The 19,450-nt window shown below is 66.3% G+C and carries 18 protein-coding genes; 11 read left to right on the top strand and 7 right to left on the bottom strand.

Annotation, left to right across the window (positions count from 1 at the left end):
* Position 1 precedes the first annotated feature (1 nt).
* The 5 genes from rng to mreB all read right to left on the bottom strand — a co-directional run bounded on the left by rng (position 2) and on the right by mreB (position 4,741).
* Positions 2 to 1,459 (bottom strand): ribonuclease G, encoded by a 1,458-nt coding sequence (gene rng / locus VL129_RS15060; RefSeq protein WP_325414112.1) that lies wholly within the window; start codon positions 1,457 to 1,459, stop codon positions 2 to 4.
* A 64-nt stretch (positions 1,460 to 1,523) separates the two neighbouring features.
* Positions 1,524 to 2,114, bottom strand: coding sequence for a Maf family protein (locus VL129_RS15055; RefSeq protein WP_325414110.1), 591 nt, complete (start codon positions 2,112 to 2,114; stop codon positions 1,524 to 1,526).
* 69 nt (positions 2,115 to 2,183) lie between these two features.
* On the bottom strand, positions 2,184 to 2,672 hold the full coding sequence (gene mreD, locus VL129_RS15050; protein WP_325414108.1) for a rod shape-determining protein MreD: 489 nt from the start codon (positions 2,670 to 2,672) through the stop codon (positions 2,184 to 2,186).
* Positions 2,669 to 3,586 (bottom strand): rod shape-determining protein MreC, encoded by a 918-nt coding sequence (gene mreC / locus VL129_RS15045; RefSeq protein ID WP_414705214.1) that lies wholly within the window; start codon positions 3,584 to 3,586, stop codon positions 2,669 to 2,671. The genes mreD and mreC overlap by 4 nt, the downstream gene beginning before the upstream one ends.
* Before the next feature lie 117 nt (positions 3,587 to 3,703).
* A complete protein-coding gene (gene mreB, locus VL129_RS15040) occupies positions 3,704 to 4,741 on the bottom strand; it encodes a rod shape-determining protein MreB (RefSeq protein WP_325414106.1) in 1,038 nt (345 codons plus the stop codon).
* 192 nt (positions 4,742 to 4,933) lie between these two features.
* Here mreB and gatC point away from each other — a divergent pair, with 192 nt between their 5' ends.
* The 5 genes from gatC (at position 4,934) to VL129_RS15015 (ending at position 9,897) form a co-directional block, all read left to right on the top strand.
* Complete coding sequence (gene gatC, locus VL129_RS15035; protein WP_325414104.1) at positions 4,934 to 5,221, top strand: Asp-tRNA(Asn)/Glu-tRNA(Gln) amidotransferase subunit GatC; 288 nt, start codon at positions 4,934 to 4,936, stop codon at positions 5,219 to 5,221.
* Positions 5,222 to 5,236: 15 nt separating this feature from the next.
* Entirely contained in the window at positions 5,237 to 6,688 is a 1,452-nt protein-coding gene (gene gatA, locus VL129_RS15030) for an Asp-tRNA(Asn)/Glu-tRNA(Gln) amidotransferase subunit GatA (protein WP_325414102.1), read from the top strand.
* Between the two features lie 66 nt (positions 6,689 to 6,754).
* Positions 6,755 to 8,203 (top strand): Asp-tRNA(Asn)/Glu-tRNA(Gln) amidotransferase subunit GatB, encoded by a 1,449-nt coding sequence (gatB, locus tag VL129_RS15025; RefSeq protein ID WP_325414100.1) that lies wholly within the window; start codon positions 6,755 to 6,757, stop codon positions 8,201 to 8,203.
* A gap of 108 nt (positions 8,204 to 8,311) precedes the next feature.
* The gene (locus VL129_RS15020) at positions 8,312 to 8,719 is read left to right on the top strand and encodes a septal ring lytic transglycosylase RlpA family protein (protein ID WP_325414098.1); all 408 of its coding nucleotides are present in this window, start codon (positions 8,312 to 8,314) and stop codon (positions 8,717 to 8,719) included.
* 95 nt (positions 8,720 to 8,814) lie between these two features.
* Entirely contained in the window at positions 8,815 to 9,897 is a 1,083-nt protein-coding gene (locus VL129_RS15015; RefSeq protein ID WP_325414096.1) for a calcium/sodium antiporter, read from the top strand.
* Positions 9,898 to 9,906: 9 nt separating this feature from the next.
* Here VL129_RS15015 and lptG read toward each other — a convergent pair whose 3' ends face one another.
* Positions 9,907 to 10,965 (bottom strand): LPS export ABC transporter permease LptG, encoded by a 1,059-nt coding sequence (gene lptG / locus VL129_RS15010; RefSeq protein ID WP_325414094.1) that lies wholly within the window; start codon positions 10,963 to 10,965, stop codon positions 9,907 to 9,909.
* On the bottom strand, positions 10,962 to 12,065 hold the full coding sequence (lptF, locus tag VL129_RS15005; RefSeq protein ID WP_325414092.1) for an LPS export ABC transporter permease LptF: 1,104 nt from the start codon (positions 12,063 to 12,065) through the stop codon (positions 10,962 to 10,964). The genes lptG and lptF overlap by 4 nt, the downstream gene beginning before the upstream one ends.
* Positions 12,066 to 12,208: 143 nt before the next feature.
* Here lptF and VL129_RS15000 point away from each other — a divergent pair, with 143 nt between their 5' ends.
* The 6 genes from VL129_RS15000 (at position 12,209) to VL129_RS14975 (ending at position 19,408) form a co-directional block, all read left to right on the top strand.
* Entirely contained in the window at positions 12,209 to 13,696 is a 1,488-nt protein-coding gene (locus VL129_RS15000) for a leucyl aminopeptidase (protein ID WP_325414090.1), read from the top strand.
* A gap of 54 nt (positions 13,697 to 13,750) precedes the next feature.
* Positions 13,751 to 14,170: a DNA polymerase III subunit chi gene (locus VL129_RS14995; RefSeq protein WP_325414088.1), complete on the top strand. Its 420-nt coding sequence runs from the start codon at positions 13,751 to 13,753 to the stop codon at positions 14,168 to 14,170.
* Positions 14,171 to 14,183: 13 nt separating this feature from the next.
* Positions 14,184 to 14,507: a DNA polymerase III subunit chi gene (locus tag VL129_RS14990; protein WP_325414086.1), complete on the top strand. Its 324-nt coding sequence runs from the start codon at positions 14,184 to 14,186 to the stop codon at positions 14,505 to 14,507.
* A gap of 138 nt (positions 14,508 to 14,645) precedes the next feature.
* Positions 14,646 to 17,480 (top strand): valine--tRNA ligase, encoded by a 2,835-nt coding sequence (locus tag VL129_RS14985; protein ID WP_325414084.1) that lies wholly within the window; start codon positions 14,646 to 14,648, stop codon positions 17,478 to 17,480.
* Between the two features lie 199 nt (positions 17,481 to 17,679).
* Positions 17,680 to 19,059, top strand: a complete 1,380-nt coding sequence (gene nhaD, locus VL129_RS14980) for a sodium:proton antiporter NhaD (protein ID WP_325414082.1) — start codon at positions 17,680 to 17,682, stop codon at positions 19,057 to 19,059.
* A gap of 52 nt (positions 19,060 to 19,111) precedes the next feature.
* The gene (locus VL129_RS14975) at positions 19,112 to 19,408 is read left to right on the top strand and encodes a winged helix-turn-helix domain-containing protein (protein ID WP_325414080.1); all 297 of its coding nucleotides are present in this window, start codon (positions 19,112 to 19,114) and stop codon (positions 19,406 to 19,408) included.
* Positions 19,409 to 19,450: the final 42 nt, after the last annotated feature.

Genomic DNA, 19,450 nt, shown 5'->3' with positions numbered 1-19,450 from the left:
GTCAGAGCAGCACCACGTCGTACTGTGCCTGGGAATACTCGCGCTCGACCTGGAACTTGATGGTGCGGCCGATGAAGGCCTCCAGATCCGCCACGTTGCCGGACTCCTCGTCGAGCAGGCGGTCTACCACCTTCTGGTTGGCCAGCACCAGGTAACCCTCGGCCTGGAAGGCCCGCGCCTCGCGCAGGATCTCGCGGAAGATCTCGTAGCAGATGGTTTCCGCGGTCTTCAGCTTGCCGCGCCCCTGGCAGGCGCTGCACGGCTCGCAGAGCACCTGCTCGAGGCTTTCCCGGGTGCGCTTGCGGGTCATCTGCACCAGGCCCAGTTCGGTGATGCCGATGATGTTGGTCTTGGCGTGGTCGCGCTCCACCTGCTTGTCCAGGGTGCGCAGCACCTGGCGGCGATGCTCCTCGTCCTCCATGTCGATGAAGTCGATGATGATGATGCCGCCCAGGTTGCGCAGGCGCAGCTGGCGGGCGATGGCCATGGCCGCCTCGAGGTTGGTCTTGAAGATGGTTTCCTCAAGGGTGCGATGACCGACGAAGGCACCGGTGTTGACGTCGATGGTGGTCATCGCCTCGGCCGGATCGATGATCAGGTAGCCGCCGGACTTGAGCAGCACCTTGCGCTCCAGGGCCTTCTGCATCTCGTCTTCCACGCCGTACAGGTCGAAGATCGGCCGCTCGCCGGGGTAGTGCTCCAGGCGGTCGGCGATCTCCGGCATCAGCTCGGCGACGAACTGGCCGACCTTCTGGAAGGTTTCCCGCGAGTCGATGCGGATCTTCTCGATGCCCGGATGCACCAGGTCGCGCAAGGTGCGCAGCGCCAGCGGCAGGTCCTCGTAGATCACCGAGGGCGCGGCGGCGGTCTGCATCTGCGCGGCGATCTGCCCCCACAGGCGATGCAGGTAGCGGATGTCGGCGAGAATTTCCTCGGCGCCGGCGCCTTCCGCGGCGGTGCGCAGGATGAAGCCGCCGGCCTGCTCGATGCCTTCCTTCGCCACGCACTCGGCCACCACCTGCTTGAGGCGTTCGCGCTCGGCCTCGTCCTCGATCTTCAGGGAGATGCCCACATGCCGGGTACGCGGCATGTAGACCAGGTAACGGGAGGGAATCGACAGGTGCGTGGTGAGCCGCGCGCCCTTGGAGCCGATGGGGTCCTTGGTGACCTGTACCACCAGGCTCTGGCCGTCATGCACCAGGGCGCTGATCGGCTCGATGGCGCTGCCTTCGCGCTGGGAGATTTCCGAGGCGTGGATGAAGGCGGCGCGCTCCAGGCCGATGTCGACGAAGGCCGCCTGCATGCCCGGCAGCACACGGACCACCTTGCCCTTGTAGATGTTGCCGACGATGCCGCGGCGCTGGGTGCGCTCGACATGCACCTCCTGCAACACGCCGTTCTCGACGACGGCCACGCGCGATTCCATCGGCGTGATGTTGATCAGAATTTCTTCGCTCATGGCTGATTCCTGAAAATGACCGAAGCCCGGGGAGATGGCTTCGCGTGAACATCCTGTCCCCAGCCTATAACGTTCCCGACCAGCAGGGCACGCCGAATGCGGCCAGCAGTTCGGCGGTTTCGCACAGCGGCAGGCCGACCACCCCGGAATAGCTGCCCTGCAGCTCGCGCACGAACACCGCACCCAGACCCTGGATCGCATAGCCGCCGGCCTTGTCGGCGGGTTCGCCACTGGCCCAGTAACGCGCGGCCTCCTCGCCCGGAATGGCGCGGAAGGTCACCCGGCTTTCCACCAGGCGCACCTCGCAGCGGCGGCCGTCGGCCAGCGCCACGGCGGTCAGCACCTGGTGGGTCTGTCCGGACAGGGCGGCGAGCATGGCCAGCCCTTCGGCGCGATCGGCCGGCTTGCCGAGGATCCGTCCGCCCAGCACGACCGTGGTATCGGCCCCCAGCACACACAGCGGCTGCGCAGGGTCGAGGCGCGCCAGCGCGGCGAGCGCCTTATCCCGGGCCAGGCGCCGCACGTAATCGGCAGGCGCTTCGCCGGGCAGCGGCGTCTCGTCGATATCCACCGGCAGCGGATGATGGGCGACCCCGATCTGGGTCAGTAGTTCGCGGCGTCGCGGTGAGGCCGAGGCGAGGTACAGCACAGGCATGTCAGATCCTTGTTTGTCCGGAGCCCGGCTGCGCGCATCCGTCTGACGCAGCCGGCGGCGGGGCCCCGGCTAGTAGACGTCGAAGCGGCGGCGCAGCCAGTGCAGGGCCAGGTACAGCCAGAACCAGAGAACGGCACTGGTCAGCACCGGCACCAGGAACAGCAGGGTGGGCGGTCGGTTGCCGGCCAGGGTGTTGAGCCACAGCAGCACCAGCTGGGCGATCCCGAGGATCACCATCAGCACCATGGCCTGCTGCCAGAGCGGAAACATGCGCAGACGCTGCTGCAGGTTCAGTACCAGGAAGACGATCAGCGCCAGCGGGATGCCGTTGAGACCCAGCAGGGTACCGGACAGCACATCCAGCAGCAGGCCGAAGCCCCAGGCCAGCACCATGCCGCCGCGATGCGGCAGGGCCAGCGCCCAGTAGGCCGCGACCAGCCCCAGCCAGAGCGGGCGGATCAGATCCAGGTTGCCCGGCAGCGGCGCGACGCTGAGCAGCAAGGCGATCAGCAGGGTGGCCCAGATCACCCAGCCATTGTTGGGACGTTCACTGCTCACGGTTCCTGCTCCTGATCCAGCTCCTGCTGCTCCTGCTGCTCCTGATCCGGCTCCTCAAGCGGCGCGCTCGGCGGCTCCACCTCGTGATCGTCCTGCGCAAGGCCTGCGGCGCTGGCGCGCTCCTCGGGCGTGCGCGCATCGCTGAACACCAGCAGCAGATGCCGACTGCGGTTGAGCATCGCGGTGGGCAGCGCCTGCACCTGCAGGAAGGCCTGGCCGGCGTCATGCACCACGGAGCGCACCCGCGCCACCGGATAACCGGCCGGGAAGCGCTGGCCCAGGCCCGAGCTGACCAGCAGGTCGCCTTCTTTGATGTCCGAGGTTTCCGGCACGTGGCGCAATTCCAGGTAGTCGGAACCACTGCCGCTGGCAATGGCGCGCAACCCATTGCGGTTCACCTGCACCGGCACGCTGTGCACGCTGTCGGTGATCAGCAGGACTCGCGCGGTATAGGGCATCACCTCGACCACCTGGCCCATCAGCCCGCTGGCGTCGAGCACCGGCTGGCCGACGAACACGCTGTCGCGCGAGCCCTTGTCGATGATGATGCGCTGGGTGAAGGGACTGGGGTCGAGGCCGATCAGTTCGCTGATGATGACCTTGTCGTCGACCAGCGCGGCGGAGTTGAGCAGTTCGCGCAGGCGCACGTTCTGCTCGGTGAGCGTGGCCAGCTTCTGCAGACGGCGCTGCAGCAGCAGCGCCTCGGTCTTGAGCTGCTGGTTTTCGGCGATCAGCTCGCTGCGGCTGGCCACCTGCTCGCTCATGCCTTCCCAGACCCGCAACGGCAGATCGGTCAGCCAGTAGACCGGGGTGAGCAGCAGACCCAGCTGGCTGCGCACCGGCTTGAGGGTTTCGAAACGGGCATCCACCACCATCAGCACGACCGACAGCACGGTGAGCGCCAGCAGGCGCACACTCAGCGCAGGGCCTTTGACGAATAAGGGTTTGATGGGCGGATCCTCGCTGGGTGCCTGGTCAGTGCGTCCGGCCGCAAAGCCGCGTTGCCCGGGGGCCGGACGCCGCTACAAGGCTCACTCCGTGGACAGCAGGTCCATGGAGTGACGGTCCATCATCTCCAGTGCGCGACCGCCGCCACGGGCCACGCAGGTCAGCGGGTCCTCGGCGATGATCACCGGCAGGCCGGTTTCCTGGGCCAACAGCTTGTCCAGATCGCGCAGCAGCGCGCCGCCACCGGTCAGCACCAGGCCGCGCTCGGCGATGTCCGAGGCCAGTTCCGGCGGGGACTGTTCCAGGGCGCTCTTGACCGCCTGGACGATGGTCGCCAGGGATTCCTGCAGCGCCTCCAGCACTTCGTTGGAGTTCAGGGTGAAGCTGCGCGGCACCCCTTCGGCCAGGTTGCGGCCACGCACGTTCATTTCGCGGACTTCGCCACCCGGGAACGCGGTGCCGATTTCCTGCTTGATGCGTTCGGCAGAGGATTCGCCGATCAGCGAACCGTAGTTGCGACGCACGTAGGTGACGATGGATTCGTCGAAACGGTCGCCACCGACGCGCACGGATTCGGCATACACCACGCCATTCAGGGAGATCAGCGCGATCTCGGTGGTGCCGCCACCGATGTCGACGACCATGGAGCCGCGGGCTTCCTCGACCGGCAGGCCGGCACCGATGGCGGCAGCCATGGGTTCCTCGATCAGGAATACTTCGCGGGCGCCGGCACCGAGCGCGGACTCGCGAATGGCGCGGCGCTCAACCTGGGTGGACTTGCAGGGCACGCAGATCAGCACGCGCGGAGACGGCTGCAGAAAGCTGTTCTCGTGCACCTTGTTGATGAAGTACTGCAGCATCTTTTCGCAGACGCTGAAGTCGGCGATCACGCCGTCCTTCATCGGGCGAATGGCTGCGATGTTGCCCGGGGTGCGGCCCAGCATGCGCTTGGCTTCGCTACCGACGGCGACGACGGTCTTCTGGTTACCGGAGCTACGGATGGCGACGACAGAAGGTTCGTCGAGCACGATGCCGCGTTCGCGCACATAAATCAGGGTATTGGCTGTACCCAGGTCGATCGACAGATCGCTGGAAAACATGCCACGCAGTTTTTTGAACATTAGTTGGGGACCCTAAAGGCAACGCGTGGAAAAAAGGCAGCTGACTCTAGCAAAGTGGGGGAATTTTGGGCAAGGCTGCCTCTGTGTTAGATTGCCACGCTCACGACCGGGCCAGAGGCCCAATGCATCGGCCTTTCGCGAGGGTAGCCTAGACGCTGCCCCGCCTTCCGCGCGTTTCCTGGAGACTCCCCGATGGCGCTTGAACGCTCCGACGTGGAAAAGATCGCCCACCTGGCCCGCCTGGGGCTAGGCGAAAGCGAGATTCCGCAGACCACCGAGACCCTGAACAACATCCTCGGCCTGATCGATGCCATGCAGGCCGTCGACACCACCGGTGTCGAGCCGCTGGCCCACCCGCTGGAAGCCACCCAGCGCCTGCGCGCCGACGTGGTCACCGAGCAGAATCATCGCGATGACTACCAGGCCATCGCCCCGGCCGTGGAAAACGGCCTGTACCTCGTGCCGAAAGTCATCGAATAAAGGAAAGGGTTTCCCATGCACCAACTGACCCTGGCCGAGATCGCCCGTGCGCTGGCCGCCAAGCAGTTTTCCGCCGAAGAGCTGAGCCGCGCCCTGCTGGGCCGCATCCGCCAGCTCGACCCGCAACTGAACAGTTTCATCACCGTCACCGAGGAACAGGCCCTGCAACAGGCCCGCGCCGCCGATGCCCGCCGCGCCGCCGGCGAGAACGGCGCCCTGCTCGGCGCGCCGATCGCCCACAAGGACCTGTTCTGCACCAAGGGCGTGCTGACCAGCTGCGCCTCGAAGATCCTCACCGGCTTCCAGGCGCCGTACGACGCCACCGTGGTCGAGAAGCTCGCCGCCGCCGGCACCGTGACCCTGGGCAAGCTGAACATGGACGAGTTCGCCATGGGCTCGGCCAACGAATCCAGCCACTACGGCGCGGTGAAGAATCCGTGGGATACCTCCCGCGTGCCGGGCGGCTCCTCCGGCGGCTCGGCCGCCGCCGTGGCGGCGCGACTGATCCCGGCCGCCACCGGCACCGACACCGGCGGCTCGATCCGCCAGCCGGCGGCGCTGACCAACCTCACCGGCCTGAAGCCCACCTATGGGCGTGTGTCGCGCTGGGGCATGATCGCCTACGCCTCCAGCCTCGATCAGGGTGGCCCGATCGCCCGCACCGCCGAGGATTGCGCGCTGCTGCTCGGCGCCATGGCCGGCTTCGATGCGAAGGATTCCACCTGCGTCGACCAGCCGGTGGACGACTACCTGGCCGTGCTGACCCAGCCGCTGGCCGGCCTGCGCATCGGCCTGCCGAAGGAATACTTCGGTGACGGCCTCGATAGCCGCATCGCCGAGCGCGTGCTGGCCGTCGTGGAAGAGCTGAAGAAGCTCGGCGCCACCGTGAAGGACATCAGCCTGCCGAACATGAAGCACGCCATCCCGGCGTACTACGTGATTGCCCCGGCCGAGGCCAGCTCCAACCTGTCGCGCTTCGACGGCGTGCGCTTCGGCTACCGCTGCGAGAATCCGGTCAACCTCGAAGACCTGTACAAGCGTTCGCGCGGTGACGGCTTCGGCGCCGAGGTGAAGCGGCGCATCATGGTCGGCACCTACGCGCTGTCGGCCGGCTACTACGATGCCTACTACCTGAAGGCACAGAAGATCCGCCGGCTGATCAAGAACGACTTCATCGCCGCGTTCAACGAGGTGGACCTGATTCTCGGCCCGACCACGCCGAACCCGGCCTGGAAGCTCGGCGAAAAGGCCAGCGACCCGGTCGCCGCCTACCTGGAAGACATCTACACCATCACCGCCAACCTGGCGGGCATTCCGGGCCTGTCGATGCCCGCCGGTTTCGTCGACGGCCTGCCGGTCGGCGTGCAGCTGCTGGCCCCCTATTTCCAGGAGGGTCGCCTGCTCAACGTGGCGCACCAGTACCAGCAGGTCAGCGACTGGCACACCCGCGCGCCGGAAGGGTTTTAAAAGGCTTGCCCCCTCTCCCCAACCCGCGAGGGGAGAGGGGCTTACAGAATTCGAGGAACGCCCCACATGCAATGGGAAACCGTGATCGGCCTGGAAATCCACGCCCAGCTCTCCACCCAATCGAAGATCTTCTCGGCCAGCGCCACCACCTTCGGCGCCGAGCCCAACACCCAGGCCAGCCTGGTCGACCTGGGCATGCCCGGCACCCTGCCAGTGCTGAATGAGCAGGCCGTGCGCATGGCGGTGAAGTTCGGCCTGGCCATCGACGCCGAACTGGGCCGCACCAACGTGTTTGCGCGCAAGAACTACTTCTACCCGGACCTGCCCAAGGGCTACCAGACCAGCCAGATGGACCATCCGGTGGTCGGCAAGGGCCACCTGGACATCACCCTGGAAGACGGCACGGTCAAGCGCATCGGCATCACCCGCGCGCACCTGGAGGAGGACGCCGGCAAGAGCCTGCATGAAGACTTTCACGGCATGAGCGGCATCGACCTGAACCGCGCCGGCACGCCGCTGCTGGAAATCGTCTCCGAGCCGGACATCCGGTCGGCCAAGGAAGCGGTGGCCTATGTGAAGGCCATCCACGCGCTGGTGCGCTACCTGGGCATCTGCGACGGCAACATGGCCGAAGGCTCGCTGCGCTGCGACTGCAACGTCTCGGTACGCCCGAAGGGCCAGGCCGAGTTCGGCACCCGCGCCGAGATCAAGAACGTCAACTCGTTCCGCTTCATCGAGAAGGCCATCAACCACGAGGTGCAGCGGCAGATCGAGCTGATCGAGGACGGCGGCAAGGTGGTGCAGGAAACCCGCCTGTACGACCCGAACAAGGACGAAACCCGTTCGATGCGCAGCAAGGAAGAAGCCAACGACTACCGTTACTTCCCCTGCCCCGACCTGCTGCCGGTGGTGCTGGAGGACAGCTTCATCGAGCAGGTGCGCGGCGAGCTGCCGGAACTGCCCACCGAGAAGCGCGCGCGGTTCGAGAGCCAGTTCGGCCTGTCCACCTACGACGCCAGCGTATTGAGCGCCAGCCGCGAGATGGCCGATTACTTCGAGGCCGTGCAACAGGTCTGCGGCGACGCCAAGCTGGCGGCCAACTGGGTGATGGGCGAGCTGTCCAGCCTGCTCAACAAGGAAGGCCTGGACATCGAGCAGTCTCCGGTTTCCGCCGCGCAGCTGGGCGGGCTGATCCAGCGCATCCAGGACAACACCATCAGCGGCAAGCTGGCCAAGATGGTCTTCGAAGCCCTGGCCGCCGGGGAAGGCGCCACGGCCGATGCGATCATCGAGAGCAAGGGTCTCAAGCAGGTCACCGACAGCGGCGCCATCGAAGCCATGCTCGATGAAGTGCTGGCGGCCAACGCCGAACAGGTCGAGCAGTACCGTGCCAGCGATGAAGCCAAGCGCGGCAAGATGTTCGGCTTCTTCGTCGGCCAGGCCATGAAGGCCTCGAAGGGCAAGGCCAACCCCGGCCAAGTGAACCAATTGCTGAAGAAGAAACTCGAAGGCTGATTACTCGCCGGCCATGGAGGGCCGGCACCGGGGCATGCCGTATCCGGGTGGATCACCGGCATGCCGTTATCCTGCCCATCGTGGGCGCCTAACCCATCCGGTCCTCGCATGCGTTATCTCTTTATCCTGCTCAGCGCCGTACTCCTGTTCGCCTGCAGCAACCCCGGCAATCAGCAGACCGCGCTGCTGCCAGCGCCCATCGAAGCCAGTCCGCACAAGGCCCTGGAAGGCAAGGCCTCCTGGTACGGCCCGCGCTTTCACGGCCGCAAGACCGCCAGCGGCGAAGCCTTCGATCAGCACGACCTGACCGCGGCCCATCGCAGCCTGCCCTTCGGCACGCGCGTGAAGGTCACCAACCTGAGGAACGGCAAGTCGGTGGTGGTACGCATCAATGACCGCGGCCCCTATGCCAAGGGCCGGATGATCGACCTGTCGCGCGCCGCCGCCAAGCGCCTGGACATGCTGCGCAGCGGCGTGGCCCAGGTGCGCGTCGAGCGATTGACCCGCCGCAACTGATACCCGCCTCTCCCCCTGATGGCGTGGCCGGCGTGAGCGCGGCCCGCTGAACGAAACCCATCGGGCCTGTCGGCCTGCTCCAGGATGCGCATTTCATGAGTTTGATGACCTTCGTCTATCTGATCGCGGGACTGGTCCTGCTGGTGATCGGCGCCGAACTGCTGGTGCGTGGCGCCGCGCGCCTGGCCGCCCGCTTCGGCATCTCGCCGCTGGTGATCGGCCTGACCGTGGTGGCCTTCGGCACCAGCGCGCCGGAAACCGCCGTCAGCGTGCAGTCGGCACTGGCCGGCAGCGGCGACCTGGCAATCGGCAACGTGGTGGGCAGCAACATCGCCAACGTGTTGCTGATCCTCGGCCTCACCGCGCTGATCGCGCCGCTCACGGTATCGCGCCAGCTGATCCGCCTCGATGTGCCGATCATGATCGGCGCCAGCCTGGTCGTGTTCGCCCTGGCCTGGGATGGCGAGTTGAGTCGCCTCGACGGTGCCTTGCTGTTTGCCGCCGTGGTGACCTACACGCTGTTCCTGATCGTGCAGAGCCGCAAGGACCCGGGCAGCGCCAGCGACGAGTTCGGCACCGAATTCGGCCTGCACGAGACACCCAAGCCCTACGCCTGGGTCCGCGACCTGCTGTTGCTGCTCGCCGGACTGGTGTTGCTGGTGGGCGGCGCCAACCTGCTGGTGGAAGGGGCCGTGGCGCTGGCGCGGGCGCTGGGCTTCTCGGAGCTGGTGATCGGCCTGACGGTGATCGCCATCGGCACCTCGCTGCCGGAGCTGGCCACCTCGCTGATCGCCGCCATCAAGGGCGAGCGCGACATCGCGGTGGGCAACATCGTCGGCAGCAACATCTTCAACCTGCTGTGCGTGCTCGGCCTGGCTTCGCTGGTGTCGCCCGCAGCGATCTCGGTCTCCCCCAACGCACTGGCCTTCGACTTCCCGGTGATGATCGCCGTGGCGGTGGCCTGCCTGCCGGTGTTCTTCGCCGGCTACCGCATCAACCGCTGGGAGGGCTTGCTGTTCCTGGGCTATTACGTCGCCTACACCAGCTACCTGGTGTTGTTCAGCGTCGGCATGCCGCAGGCCGGCATTCTCGGCCACGCGCTGCTTGGCTACGCCCTGCCGCTGACCGCCGTGACGCTGCTGGTGATCGCCGGCAACGCCTGGCGCCGCCAGCGCTGACCCCCACGCTCAGCCTGCGCGCTGCAACAGGCGCAGGCCGATCAGCGCACAGAACGCGCCCGGCAACACCACGGCCAGCAGCGGCGAAAAGCCGAACACCAGGCTGGCCGGGCCCAGCAGGTCCTGGATGATGCGGAACACGAAGCCCACCAGCACGCCGGTGAAGATGCGCTGGCCCAGGGTCACCGAGCGCAGCGGCCCGAAGATGAAGGAAATGGCCAGGATCACCAGCGAGGCGGTGATCAGCGGCTGCAGCACCTTGCCCCAGAACGCCAGCCAGTAGGGACCGTTGTCCAGCCCCTGGCCGCCGAGGAAGCGCGCGTAGCGCCACAGGCCGCTGATCGACAGGGCGTCCGGTTCGGTGATCAGGGTGCTGACCAGTTGCGGGGTCAGCTCGACCCGCCAGGTCTGGGTGGGCACACGACTTGTCTCGCTGCGCTGCTCCGTGAGTCTGGTGCTGGCCACCCCATGCAGGATCCAGTGGTCACCGGCAAATTCGGCGCGCTCGGCAAAACTCGATTCTTGCAGAACCCGGGCGTCATCGAAGATGAAACGGGTGATTCCCAGCATTACCCCGTCGCTGCGCGCGGCGTTGATGTGCACATACTGATTGCCCTCGCGATGCCAGAGGCCCTTGGAGCTCATGGCCTGGCCGCCGTTGCGGGCTATATCTCGCTTGAAGTCGGCCAGCACTTCGGTCTTCGGCATCACGAATTCGGACAGCGCCAGGCCCAGCACCATCAGCAGCAACATGGGCGCCATCACCGCACCGACGATGCGCACCAGCGGCACGCCGGAGGCGCGCATGACGGTAAGTTCACTGCTGCTGGCCAGGGTGCCCAGACCGATCAGGCAGCCGATCAGCGCGCCCATCGGCAGCAATTCGTACAGACGGCGCGGCGAAGTCAGCAGCACATACTCGAGCACTTCGGGAACGCCATACGCGGCACGCATGAAGGTGAGTTCATCGATCAGGGCGAACAGCAGCGACAGGCCCCACAGCACGCCCAGCACCGCGAGGATGGACATAAGCACCTGGCGACCGACGTAACGATCCAGCCGGTTCATGGGCGACCCTCCTGCCGGGCGGCGCGCAGCGCGGCCCACTTCAACGACAGCGGCTCCCAAAAGAAGATCAATGCGCCGATGCAAAGGAACAGCAGGTGTACCCACCAGAGGCCGATCTGGGGGGGGATCCCGCCTTTTTCCACCTGGCTGCGCATGGCGATCAGCAGGCCGAGGTAACTCATGTACAGGAACAGCGCGGGCAGCAGCTTGAGGTAGCGGCCCTGGCGCGGGTTAGCCTTGGCCATCGGCACGGCGAACAGCGTCATCACCAGCACGATGAGCGGCAGCGACAGCCGCCACTGCAGCTCAGCCTGCTGGGCCCTGCCCGGGTGCCTCCAGAGGGTGGAGGTGGGGTCGTCATCCAGGCTACGATTCGGACCCAGATTCGCCTCGGGACTGGGCAACAGCACACCGTAACGGTCGTATTGCAAAACGCGATAGTCCGCCTGGCCGGGCATGCCGTCGTAGCGATAGCCGTTCTCCAGCACCAGATAGCGGCGGCCATCTTCCTGGATCAGGTGGCGACCTCGCTCGGCAATCAGGGTGGTGATCTGTCCACTGTCCCGCTCGGTGATGAATACCCCGCGCAGCACGGTACGCTCGGCGTTGAGGGATTCCGTGTAGGTCACCCGGGCACCGGAGCCCAGCTCCTGAAAGCGCCCCGCCGAAAGAGTTTCCAGCTCGCTCAGGTTGTCCTGCGAAGCCAGCAGCTCCCAGGAGGAATAGGCACTGTTCGGCGCCACCGACAGCGCCAGCCAGCCCACCACCAGCGCCAGCAACGCGGCCGGCCCCAGGGTGTACAGCAGCAGGCGCTGCTGGCTCATGCCGGACGCCGACAGCGCGGCCATCTCGCTTTCCAGATACAGCCGGCCGTAGCTGAGCATGATGGCCAGGAACAGACCCAGCGGCAGGATCAGCTGCAGGAAGCCCGGCATGCGGTAGAGCATCACCCACAGCAGCACGCTGGGATCGAGAACCCCCCGCGCCGCCTGCGCCAGGTACTTGATGAAGCGCCCGCTCATGATGATCACCAGCAGCACGGCGCTGACCGCGGTGGCGGTTATCAACAGCTCGCGGAACAGGTAGCGGAAGATGATCACAACGGGCACTCCAGGGTTGTCAGCCGCGGGCGGCAACGCTCACACTAGCCGCATTCTCGGGCCGGCCCACCGTCCGGCGAGCCACTGAAAACAGCCGGCGATTATCCTGCAAAGCCGACCCTTTGTCTTGGGGACACACTGCAATGGAATTCCTTGTCAAACAAACGCGCCCGGAAACCCTGAAGACCGCCACGCTGGTGCTGGCGGTCGGCGAGGATCAGCAACTGGGCGAACAGGCCCGTGCGGTGGATGCCGCCAGCGAGGGCGCGCTCGGCGCGCTGCTCAAGCGCGGCGACCTGGCGGGCAAGCCCGGCCAGACCCTGCTGCTGCAGGGTCTGCCGAACATCAAAGCCGAGCGCATCCTGCTGGTCGGTCGCGGCAAGGAAGACTCCCTATCCGCCAGGCAGTTCCGCAAGGTGCTCGGCGCGACCTTCGGCGTGCTCAAGGAGCTGGCCGGCAGCGATGCCGCCCTGGCCTTCGACGACGTACAGGTCAAGGACCGCGACGCTTACGGCCGCGCGCGCCTGATCGCCGAGTGCCTGGCCGACGGCAACTATGTGTTCGACCGCTTCAAGAGTGAAAAGGCCAAGCCGCGCAAGCTGAAGAAGGTCACTCTGCTGACCGCCGCCACCGATGACGCCGAACGCGCCACCCGCCAGGCCCGCGCCATCGCCGCCGGCATGGCGCTGGCCCGCGACCTGGGCAACCTGCCGCCGAACCTGTGCCACCCCAGCTTCCTGGCCGAGCAGGCCGAGGCGCTGGCCGTCGAGCACAAGAACCTCAAGGTGGAGATCCTTACCGAGAAGAAGCTGCGCGAGCTGGGCATGGGTGCGTTCCTTGCCGTGGCCCAGGGCAGCGAGCAGCCGCCGCGCCTGATCGTCCTGCACTACCAGGGCGCGAAAAAGAAGAGCGAGCAACCCTACGTGCTGGTCGGCAAGGGCATCACCTTCGACACCGGCGGCATCAGCCTCAAGCCCGGCCTGGGCATGGACGAGATGAAGTACGACATGTGCGGCGCCGCCAGTGTGCTCGGCACCTTCCGCACCGTGCTGGAGCTCGGCCTGCCGATCAATCTGGTCGGCCTGCTGGCCTGCGCGGAGAACATGCCCAGCGGCCGGGCCACCCGTCCGGGCGACATCGTCACCACCATGAGCGGGCAGACCGTGGAAATCCTCAACACCGACGCCGAAGGCCGCCTGGTGCTGTGCGACACCCTGACCTACGCCGAGCGCTTCAAGCCCAAGGCCGTGGTGGACATCGCCACCCTCACCGGCGCCTGCATCGTCGCGCTGGGCAGCCAGACCTCCGGCCTGCTGGGCAACGACGACGCCCTGGTGCAGCAACTGCTGAGCGCCGGCGTCGTCGCCGACGACCGTGCCTGGCAGCTGCCGCTGTTCGACGACTACCAGGAACAGCTGGACAGCCCGTTCGCCGATATCGCCAACATCGGCGGCCCGAAGGCCGGGACCATCACCGCCGCCTGCTTCCTGTCGCGCTTCACCAAATCGTATCCCTGGGCGCACCTGGATGTTGCCGGCACCGCCTGGATCAGCGGCGGCAAGGAAAAGGGCGCCACCGGTCGTCCGGTGCCGCTGCTGACCCAGTACCTGCTGGACCGCAGCGAGGTCTGATACCCCTTCGCGGGCACCGCAACCGGCGCCCGCCTCACCTGATCCGGAAGCCGCATGCCACGCGTCGAGTTCTACGTCCTGCCCGATACCGATCCGCGCCAGCGACTCAAGGTCGCCTGCCAGCTGGCGGGCAAGGCCTGGCGCGCCGGCATGACGGTGTTCATCCGTGGCGCGGACGAAGCCGACTGCGAAGCGCTGGACGATCTGCTGTGGAGTTTCCGCAGCGCCAGCTTCATCCCCCACAACCGCCACGAGGACGGCGCGGATGCCCCGGTGGTGATCGGCATCGACCAGCCGCCCGCCCATCCGCAGGGGCTGCTGATCAATCTGCATCCCGAGCTGCCCGCCGATCCCGAACGTTTCGGTCGGGTGATCGAGATCGTCAACCAGGCGCCAGAGCTGCTGACCATCTGCCGGGAACATTTCCGCCAGTACCGTCAGCGCGGCTATGCTCCCCAGCGTGTTGAACTCTGACCCGCCTGCCGCCATGGAACGCAAACCGCCGCCCCGCCCCGACCCGCCGCCGCATAGCCAAGGCGCGCAACGTCCGCGCATCGCCCCCGAACCGCCGCTGCTCACCGATGCCCTGGATGCCGATGGCATTCCCGTGCTCAGCGACGTACTCGAGCCCGGCACGCCGCCGAAACCGGCCGCACCGCCCGCCGAGCGCCGCAGCAACGATGAATTGCGCAATGCCGCCGAGCTGGTCTTCCAGGAAGTGCTGGACGAGTACCTGCCGCGTATCGAGGACGAGATCCGCAAGCGACTGCGCGAGCGCATGGGCAACCTGATCCGCGCCGGGAAATCGTAGCGTCGCCACGCGGTGGACAATCGCTACGCGAGTTGCCCGCCCTACAGAGCCAGTGCGGCTAAAGCCCCTCCCCCAGGCGTCACGGCTTTGCCTTATACTCACCGGCTTTTTCCGACCAGCCGTTAAGGGTCCCGCCGCATGGACAAGACCTACCAGCCGCACGCCATTGAATCCCGTTGGTACGCCGAATGGGAAGCGAACAACTATTTCGCCCCGCAAGGGTCCGGCGAGTCCTACACCATTGCCCTGCCGCCGCCGAACGTGACCGGCAGCCTGCATATGGGCCACGGTTTCAACAACGCGATCATGGATGCGCTGATCCGCTTCCGCCGCATGCAGGGTCGCAACACCCTGTGGCAGCCGGGCACCGACCACGCCGGCATCGCCACCCAGATGGTGGTGGAGCGCCAGCTGGCCGCACAGAACCTGTCGCGCCACGACCTGGGCCGCGAGAAGTTCCTGGAAAAGGTCTGGGAGTGGAAGGAACAGTCCGGCGGCACCATTACCCGGCAGATCCGGCGCCTGGGCAGTTCGGTGGACTGGTCGCGCGAGCGCTTCACCATGGACGACGGCCTGTCCGAAGCGGTCAAGGAAGCCTTCGTGCGCCTGCACGAGGACGGCCTGATCTACCGCGGCAAACGCCTGGTCAACTGGGACACCAAGCTGCACACGGCGATTTCCGACCTGGAAGTGGAGAACCATGACGAGAAGGGCCACCTCTGGCACCTGCGTTATCCGCTGGCCGAAGGCGCGAAGACCGCCGAAGGGCTGACCTATCTGGTGGTCGCCACCACCCGCCCGGAAACCATGCTCGGCGACGCCGCCGTGGCCGTGCACCCGGAGGACGAGCGCTACAAGGACCTGATCGGCCGTCATGTGCTGCTGCCGCTGGTCAATCGCCTGATCCCCATCATTGCCGACGAGTACGTCGACCGCGAGTTCGGCACCGGCTGCGTGAAGATCACCCCGGCCCATGACTTCAACGACTATGAAGTCGGCAAGCGCCACAACCTGCCGCTGATCAACATCTTCGACAAGAACGCCGCCGTGCTGGCGCGCGCCCAGGTGTTCAGCCTGGACGGCAGCGTCAACGAGCAGGTCGATGCTGAGCTGCCGGCCGCCTACGCCAGCATGGACCGTTTCGATGCCCGCAAGGCCATCGTCGCCGAGTTCGACGCCATGGGCCTGCTGGAGAAGATCGACGACCACGCCCTGAAGGTGCCCAAGGGCGACCGCTCCGGCACCGTCATCGAGCCGTGGCTGACCGACCAGTGGTACGTGTCCACCAAGCCGCTGGCCGAGAAGGCCATCGCCGTGGTGGAAAGCGGCGAGATCCAGTTCGTGCCCAGGCAGTACGAGAACATGTACTTCAGCTGGATGCGCGACATCCAGGACTGGTGCATCAGCCGCCAGCTGTGGTGGGGCCACCGCATCCCGGCCTGGTACGACGAGGCCGGCAACGTGTATGTCGGTCGCGACGAGGCGGAGGTGCGCAACAAGCACGGCATCCGCAACGATGAGGCGCTGCGCCAGGACGAGGACGTGCTGGACACCTGGTTCAGCTCCGGCCTGTGGACCTTCTCGACCCTCGGCTGGCCGCAGCAGACCGACTTCCTGAAGACCTTCCACCCCACCGACGTGCTGGTCACCGGCTTCGACATCATCTTCTTCTGGGTCGCCCGGATGATCATGCTGTCCACCCACCTGATGGGCGAGATCCCGTTCAAAACCGTCTATGTCCATGGCCTGGTGCGCGACAGCCAGGGCCACAAGATGTCCAAGTCCAAGGGCAACGTGCTCGACCCGCTGGACATCGTCGACGGCATCGACCTGGAAACCCTGGTGGCCAAGCGCACCAGCGGCATGATGCAGCCCAAGCTGGCCGAGAAGATCGCCAAGCAGACCCGCGCCGAATTCCCGGAAGGCATCGCCAGCTACGGCACCGACGCCCTGCGCTTCACCTTCTGCTCGCTGGCCTCCACCGGCCGCGACATCAAGTTCGACATGGGCCGCGTCGAAGGCTACCGCAACTTCTGCAACAAGCTGTGGAACGCCACCAACTTCGTGCTGGAGAACACCGACGGCAAGGACTGCGGCGTCAACGATGAGCCCGTCGAGCTGTCCGCCGTGGACCGCTGGATCATCTCCGCGCTGCAGCGCTGCGAGGACGATGTCACCCGCCACCTGGACGCCTTCCGCTTCGACCTGGCCGCCCAGGCCCTCTACGAGTTCATCTGGGACGAGTACTGCGCCTGGTACCTGGAGCTGGTCAAGCCGGTGCTGTGGGACGAGATCGCGCCCGCCGAGCGCCTGCGCGGTACCCGCCGCACCCTGGTGCGCGTGCTGGAAGTCATCCTGCGCCTGGCCCACCCGATCATGCCGTTCATCACCGAAGAGATCTGGCAGCGCATCAAGGGCCTGGCCGGCAAGGAAGGCCCGACCCTGATGCTGCAACCCTGGCCGGTGGCGAACGAGGCCAGGCTGGACGCCGACGCCGAGGCCGATATCGCCTGGGTGAAGACCTTCATGCTCGGCGTGCGGCAGATTCGCGGCGAGATGAACATCTCCATGGCCAAGCGCATCAACGTGGTGCTGGCCAATGCCAGCGAGCAGGATCGCCGTCGCCTGGGCGACTTCGAGCCGCTGCTGGCCAAGCTGGCCAAGCTGGAATCGGTGCGCGTGCTGGGCGCCGAGGAGCGCGAGCCGCTGGCCGCCATCGCCCTGGTCGGCGAGATGCGCGTGCTGGTGCCGATGGCCGGGCTGATCGACAAGGATGCCGAGCTGGCGCGCCTGGACAAGGAAATCGCCCGCCTGCAGGGCGAGGTGCAGCGCGTCGGCGGCAAGCTGTCCAACGCCAGCTTCGTCGACAAGGCGCCGCCGGCGGTGATCGACAAGGAACGCGCCAAGCTCGCCGAAGCCGAACAGGCCCTGGCCAAGCTGGTCGAACAGCGCGAGCGCATCGCCACGCTGTAATCCCCAAAACCCGGAAACAGACCCCTTCGCGATCTGTTTCCGGGTTTTTCCGCACGCTTGACCTGCGACAATTTCACTCACCCGTTTTAGCAGGCATAATGCCCAGCCAAGACGGATGATGGCGCCTGGCTATTAGCTCTTCACCTCCACGCCAGCCGAGCCTCCCGCGCACGAATCCCTTCACTTTGGAGTCATGTCCATGTACCTCCTGATGGCAGCCATCTTCGTCGTTGGCTATTTGTGCATCGCGCTCGAACATCCGCTCAAGCTCGACAAGGCCGCCTCGGCCCTCCTCACCGCCGCCCTCACCTGGGCGGTGCTTGTTCTGGGCGCCGACCAGATCCTGCCGCTGCTGGAACTGGGCAGCCACAACCCGGCCGACTCCTCCGCGTTCGTGGTCGGCGAGCTGCGCCACCACCTGGGCGAGATCGCCGAGATCCTGTTCTTCCTGCTCGGCGCCATGACCATCGTCGAGCTGATCGACGCCCATGGCGGCTTCAAGGTAATCACCGACCGCATCCACACGCGCAAGCGGGTCACCCTGCTGTGGATCATCGGCCTGCTGACCTTCTTCCTCTCCGCGGTGCTGGACAACCTGACCACCACCATCGTGATGATCTCCCTGCTGCGCAAGCTGGTTCGCGGCCGCCCGGAGCGCTGGTTGTATGTCGGCGTAGTGGTGATCGCCGCCAACGCCGGCGGCGCCTGGTCGCCGATTGGTGACGTGACCACCACCATGCTGTGGATCGGTGGCCAGATCACTGCCCATGGCGTGATCACCCAGCTGTTCTTCCCCAGCCTGGTCTGCCTGCTGGTGCCGCTGCTGGTGCTCAGCTTCCGTCTGCATGGCGAGGCACCGCGCCCGCGCACCCAGACACACCTGGGCGAGAAGCACCCACCGGTGACCACCCCGTTCGAGCGCAACCTTGTGCTGGGCATGGGCCTGGGCGCCCTGCTGTTCGTGCCGGTATTCAAGACCGTTACCGGCTTGCCGCCGTACATGGGCATCCTGTTCGGCCTGGGCGTGCTCTGGGTGGCCACAGAAATCATGCACCGCAAGAAGCTCGCCGAGCACCGTCACCCGCTGTCGGTCATCGGCGTTCTGCATCGCGTCGATACGCCGAGCATCCTGTTCTTTCTCGGCATCCTGCTGGCGGTCTCCTCGCTGGCCACCGCCGGGCACCTGACCCAGGTCGCTACCGCGCTGCGCGACAGCCTGGGCAACATCTTCGCCATCAACTACGCCATCGGCCTGCTCTCCGCCGTGGTCGACAACGTGCCGCTGGTGGCCGGCGCCATGAAGATGTACCCGCTGGTCAGCGACGGCATGCTCGCTTCCGCCGCCGCCGAGGACTCTGGCTGGCTGGCCCAGTTCATCACCGACGGCCGCTTCTGGGAGTTCCTGGCCTTCTGCGCCGGCACCGGCGGCAGCTCGCTGATCATCGGCTCGGCCGCTGGTGTGGCCGCGATGGGCATGGAACGCATCGGCTTCTTCTGGTACGTCAAGCGGGTCAGCCTGCTGGCCTTCCTGGGCTATACCGGTGGTGCCGCCGCCTATCTGGCCATCAACGTCCTCTGATGTTCCTCCTCCGGGGCGCTACGGCGCCCCGCCTGACAGGGAAGTCACCTCCATGCCACCGAGCAAGACCAGGACCAGCTTCTACCGTCGCCTGTACGTGGCCTGGCTGATCCACAGCGACACCGCCAGCAGCGTGCCGGCCATCATGGCCGCCACCGGCATGCCGCGCCGCACCGCCCAGGACACCCTGGACGCGCTGGCCGAACTGGACATCGACTGCGTCTTCGAACAGGGCGATGGCGAGCGCCACAACAGCGGCGGCTACCGCATCCGCGACTGGGGGCCGATCGACCCGCGCTGGGTCGAGGCGCACCTGCCGCAACTGAAGTCCATCCTCGGCTATCCCTGACTTGACTTCCGTCAAGCGAGAATAGTTCTCGTTTGAATTAGC

This window comes from Pseudomonas sp., assembly GCF_035497915.1.
Classification (GTDB): Bacteria; Pseudomonadota; Gammaproteobacteria; order Pseudomonadales; family Pseudomonadaceae; genus Serpens.
This window is presented reverse-complemented; position numbering and strand designations above follow the sequence as displayed.

What these genes read in the sequence shown, in the direction of transcription:
- mreB (WP_325414106.1), bottom strand. Translation starts at nt 4,741, where the DNA reads ATGTTCAAAAAACTGCGTGGCATGTTTTCCAGCGATCTGTCGATCGAC.
- VL129_RS15000 (WP_325414090.1), top strand. Translation starts at nt 12,209, where the DNA reads ATGGAATTCCTTGTCAAACAAACGCGCCCGGAAACCCTGAAGACCGCC.
- VL129_RS14975 (WP_325414080.1), top strand. Translation starts at nt 19,112, where the DNA reads ATGCCACCGAGCAAGACCAGGACCAGCTTCTACCGTCGCCTGTACGTG.
- gatA (WP_325414102.1), top strand. Translation starts at nt 5,237, where the DNA reads ATGCACCAACTGACCCTGGCCGAGATCGCCCGTGCGCTGGCCGCCAAG.
- lptG (WP_325414094.1), bottom strand. Translation starts at nt 10,965, where the DNA reads ATGAACCGGCTGGATCGTTACGTCGGTCGCCAGGTGCTTATGTCCATC.
- rng (WP_325414112.1), bottom strand. Translation starts at nt 1,459, where the DNA reads ATGAGCGAAGAAATTCTGATCAACATCACGCCGATGGAATCGCGCGTG.
- VL129_RS15055 (WP_325414110.1), bottom strand. Translation starts at nt 2,114, where the DNA reads ATGCCTGTGCTGTACCTCGCCTCGGCCTCACCGCGACGCCGCGAACTA.
- VL129_RS14985 (WP_325414084.1), top strand. Translation starts at nt 14,646, where the DNA reads ATGGACAAGACCTACCAGCCGCACGCCATTGAATCCCGTTGGTACGCC.
- VL129_RS14990 (WP_325414086.1), top strand. Translation starts at nt 14,184, where the DNA reads ATGGAACGCAAACCGCCGCCCCGCCCCGACCCGCCGCCGCATAGCCAA.
- gatC (WP_325414104.1), top strand. Translation starts at nt 4,934, where the DNA reads ATGGCGCTTGAACGCTCCGACGTGGAAAAGATCGCCCACCTGGCCCGC.
- nhaD (WP_325414082.1), top strand. Translation starts at nt 17,680, where the DNA reads ATGTACCTCCTGATGGCAGCCATCTTCGTCGTTGGCTATTTGTGCATC.
- VL129_RS14995 (WP_325414088.1), top strand. Translation starts at nt 13,751, where the DNA reads ATGCCACGCGTCGAGTTCTACGTCCTGCCCGATACCGATCCGCGCCAG.
- VL129_RS15015 (WP_325414096.1), top strand. Translation starts at nt 8,815, where the DNA reads ATGAGTTTGATGACCTTCGTCTATCTGATCGCGGGACTGGTCCTGCTG.
- VL129_RS15020 (WP_325414098.1), top strand. Translation starts at nt 8,312, where the DNA reads ATGCGTTATCTCTTTATCCTGCTCAGCGCCGTACTCCTGTTCGCCTGC.
- gatB (WP_325414100.1), top strand. Translation starts at nt 6,755, where the DNA reads ATGCAATGGGAAACCGTGATCGGCCTGGAAATCCACGCCCAGCTCTCC.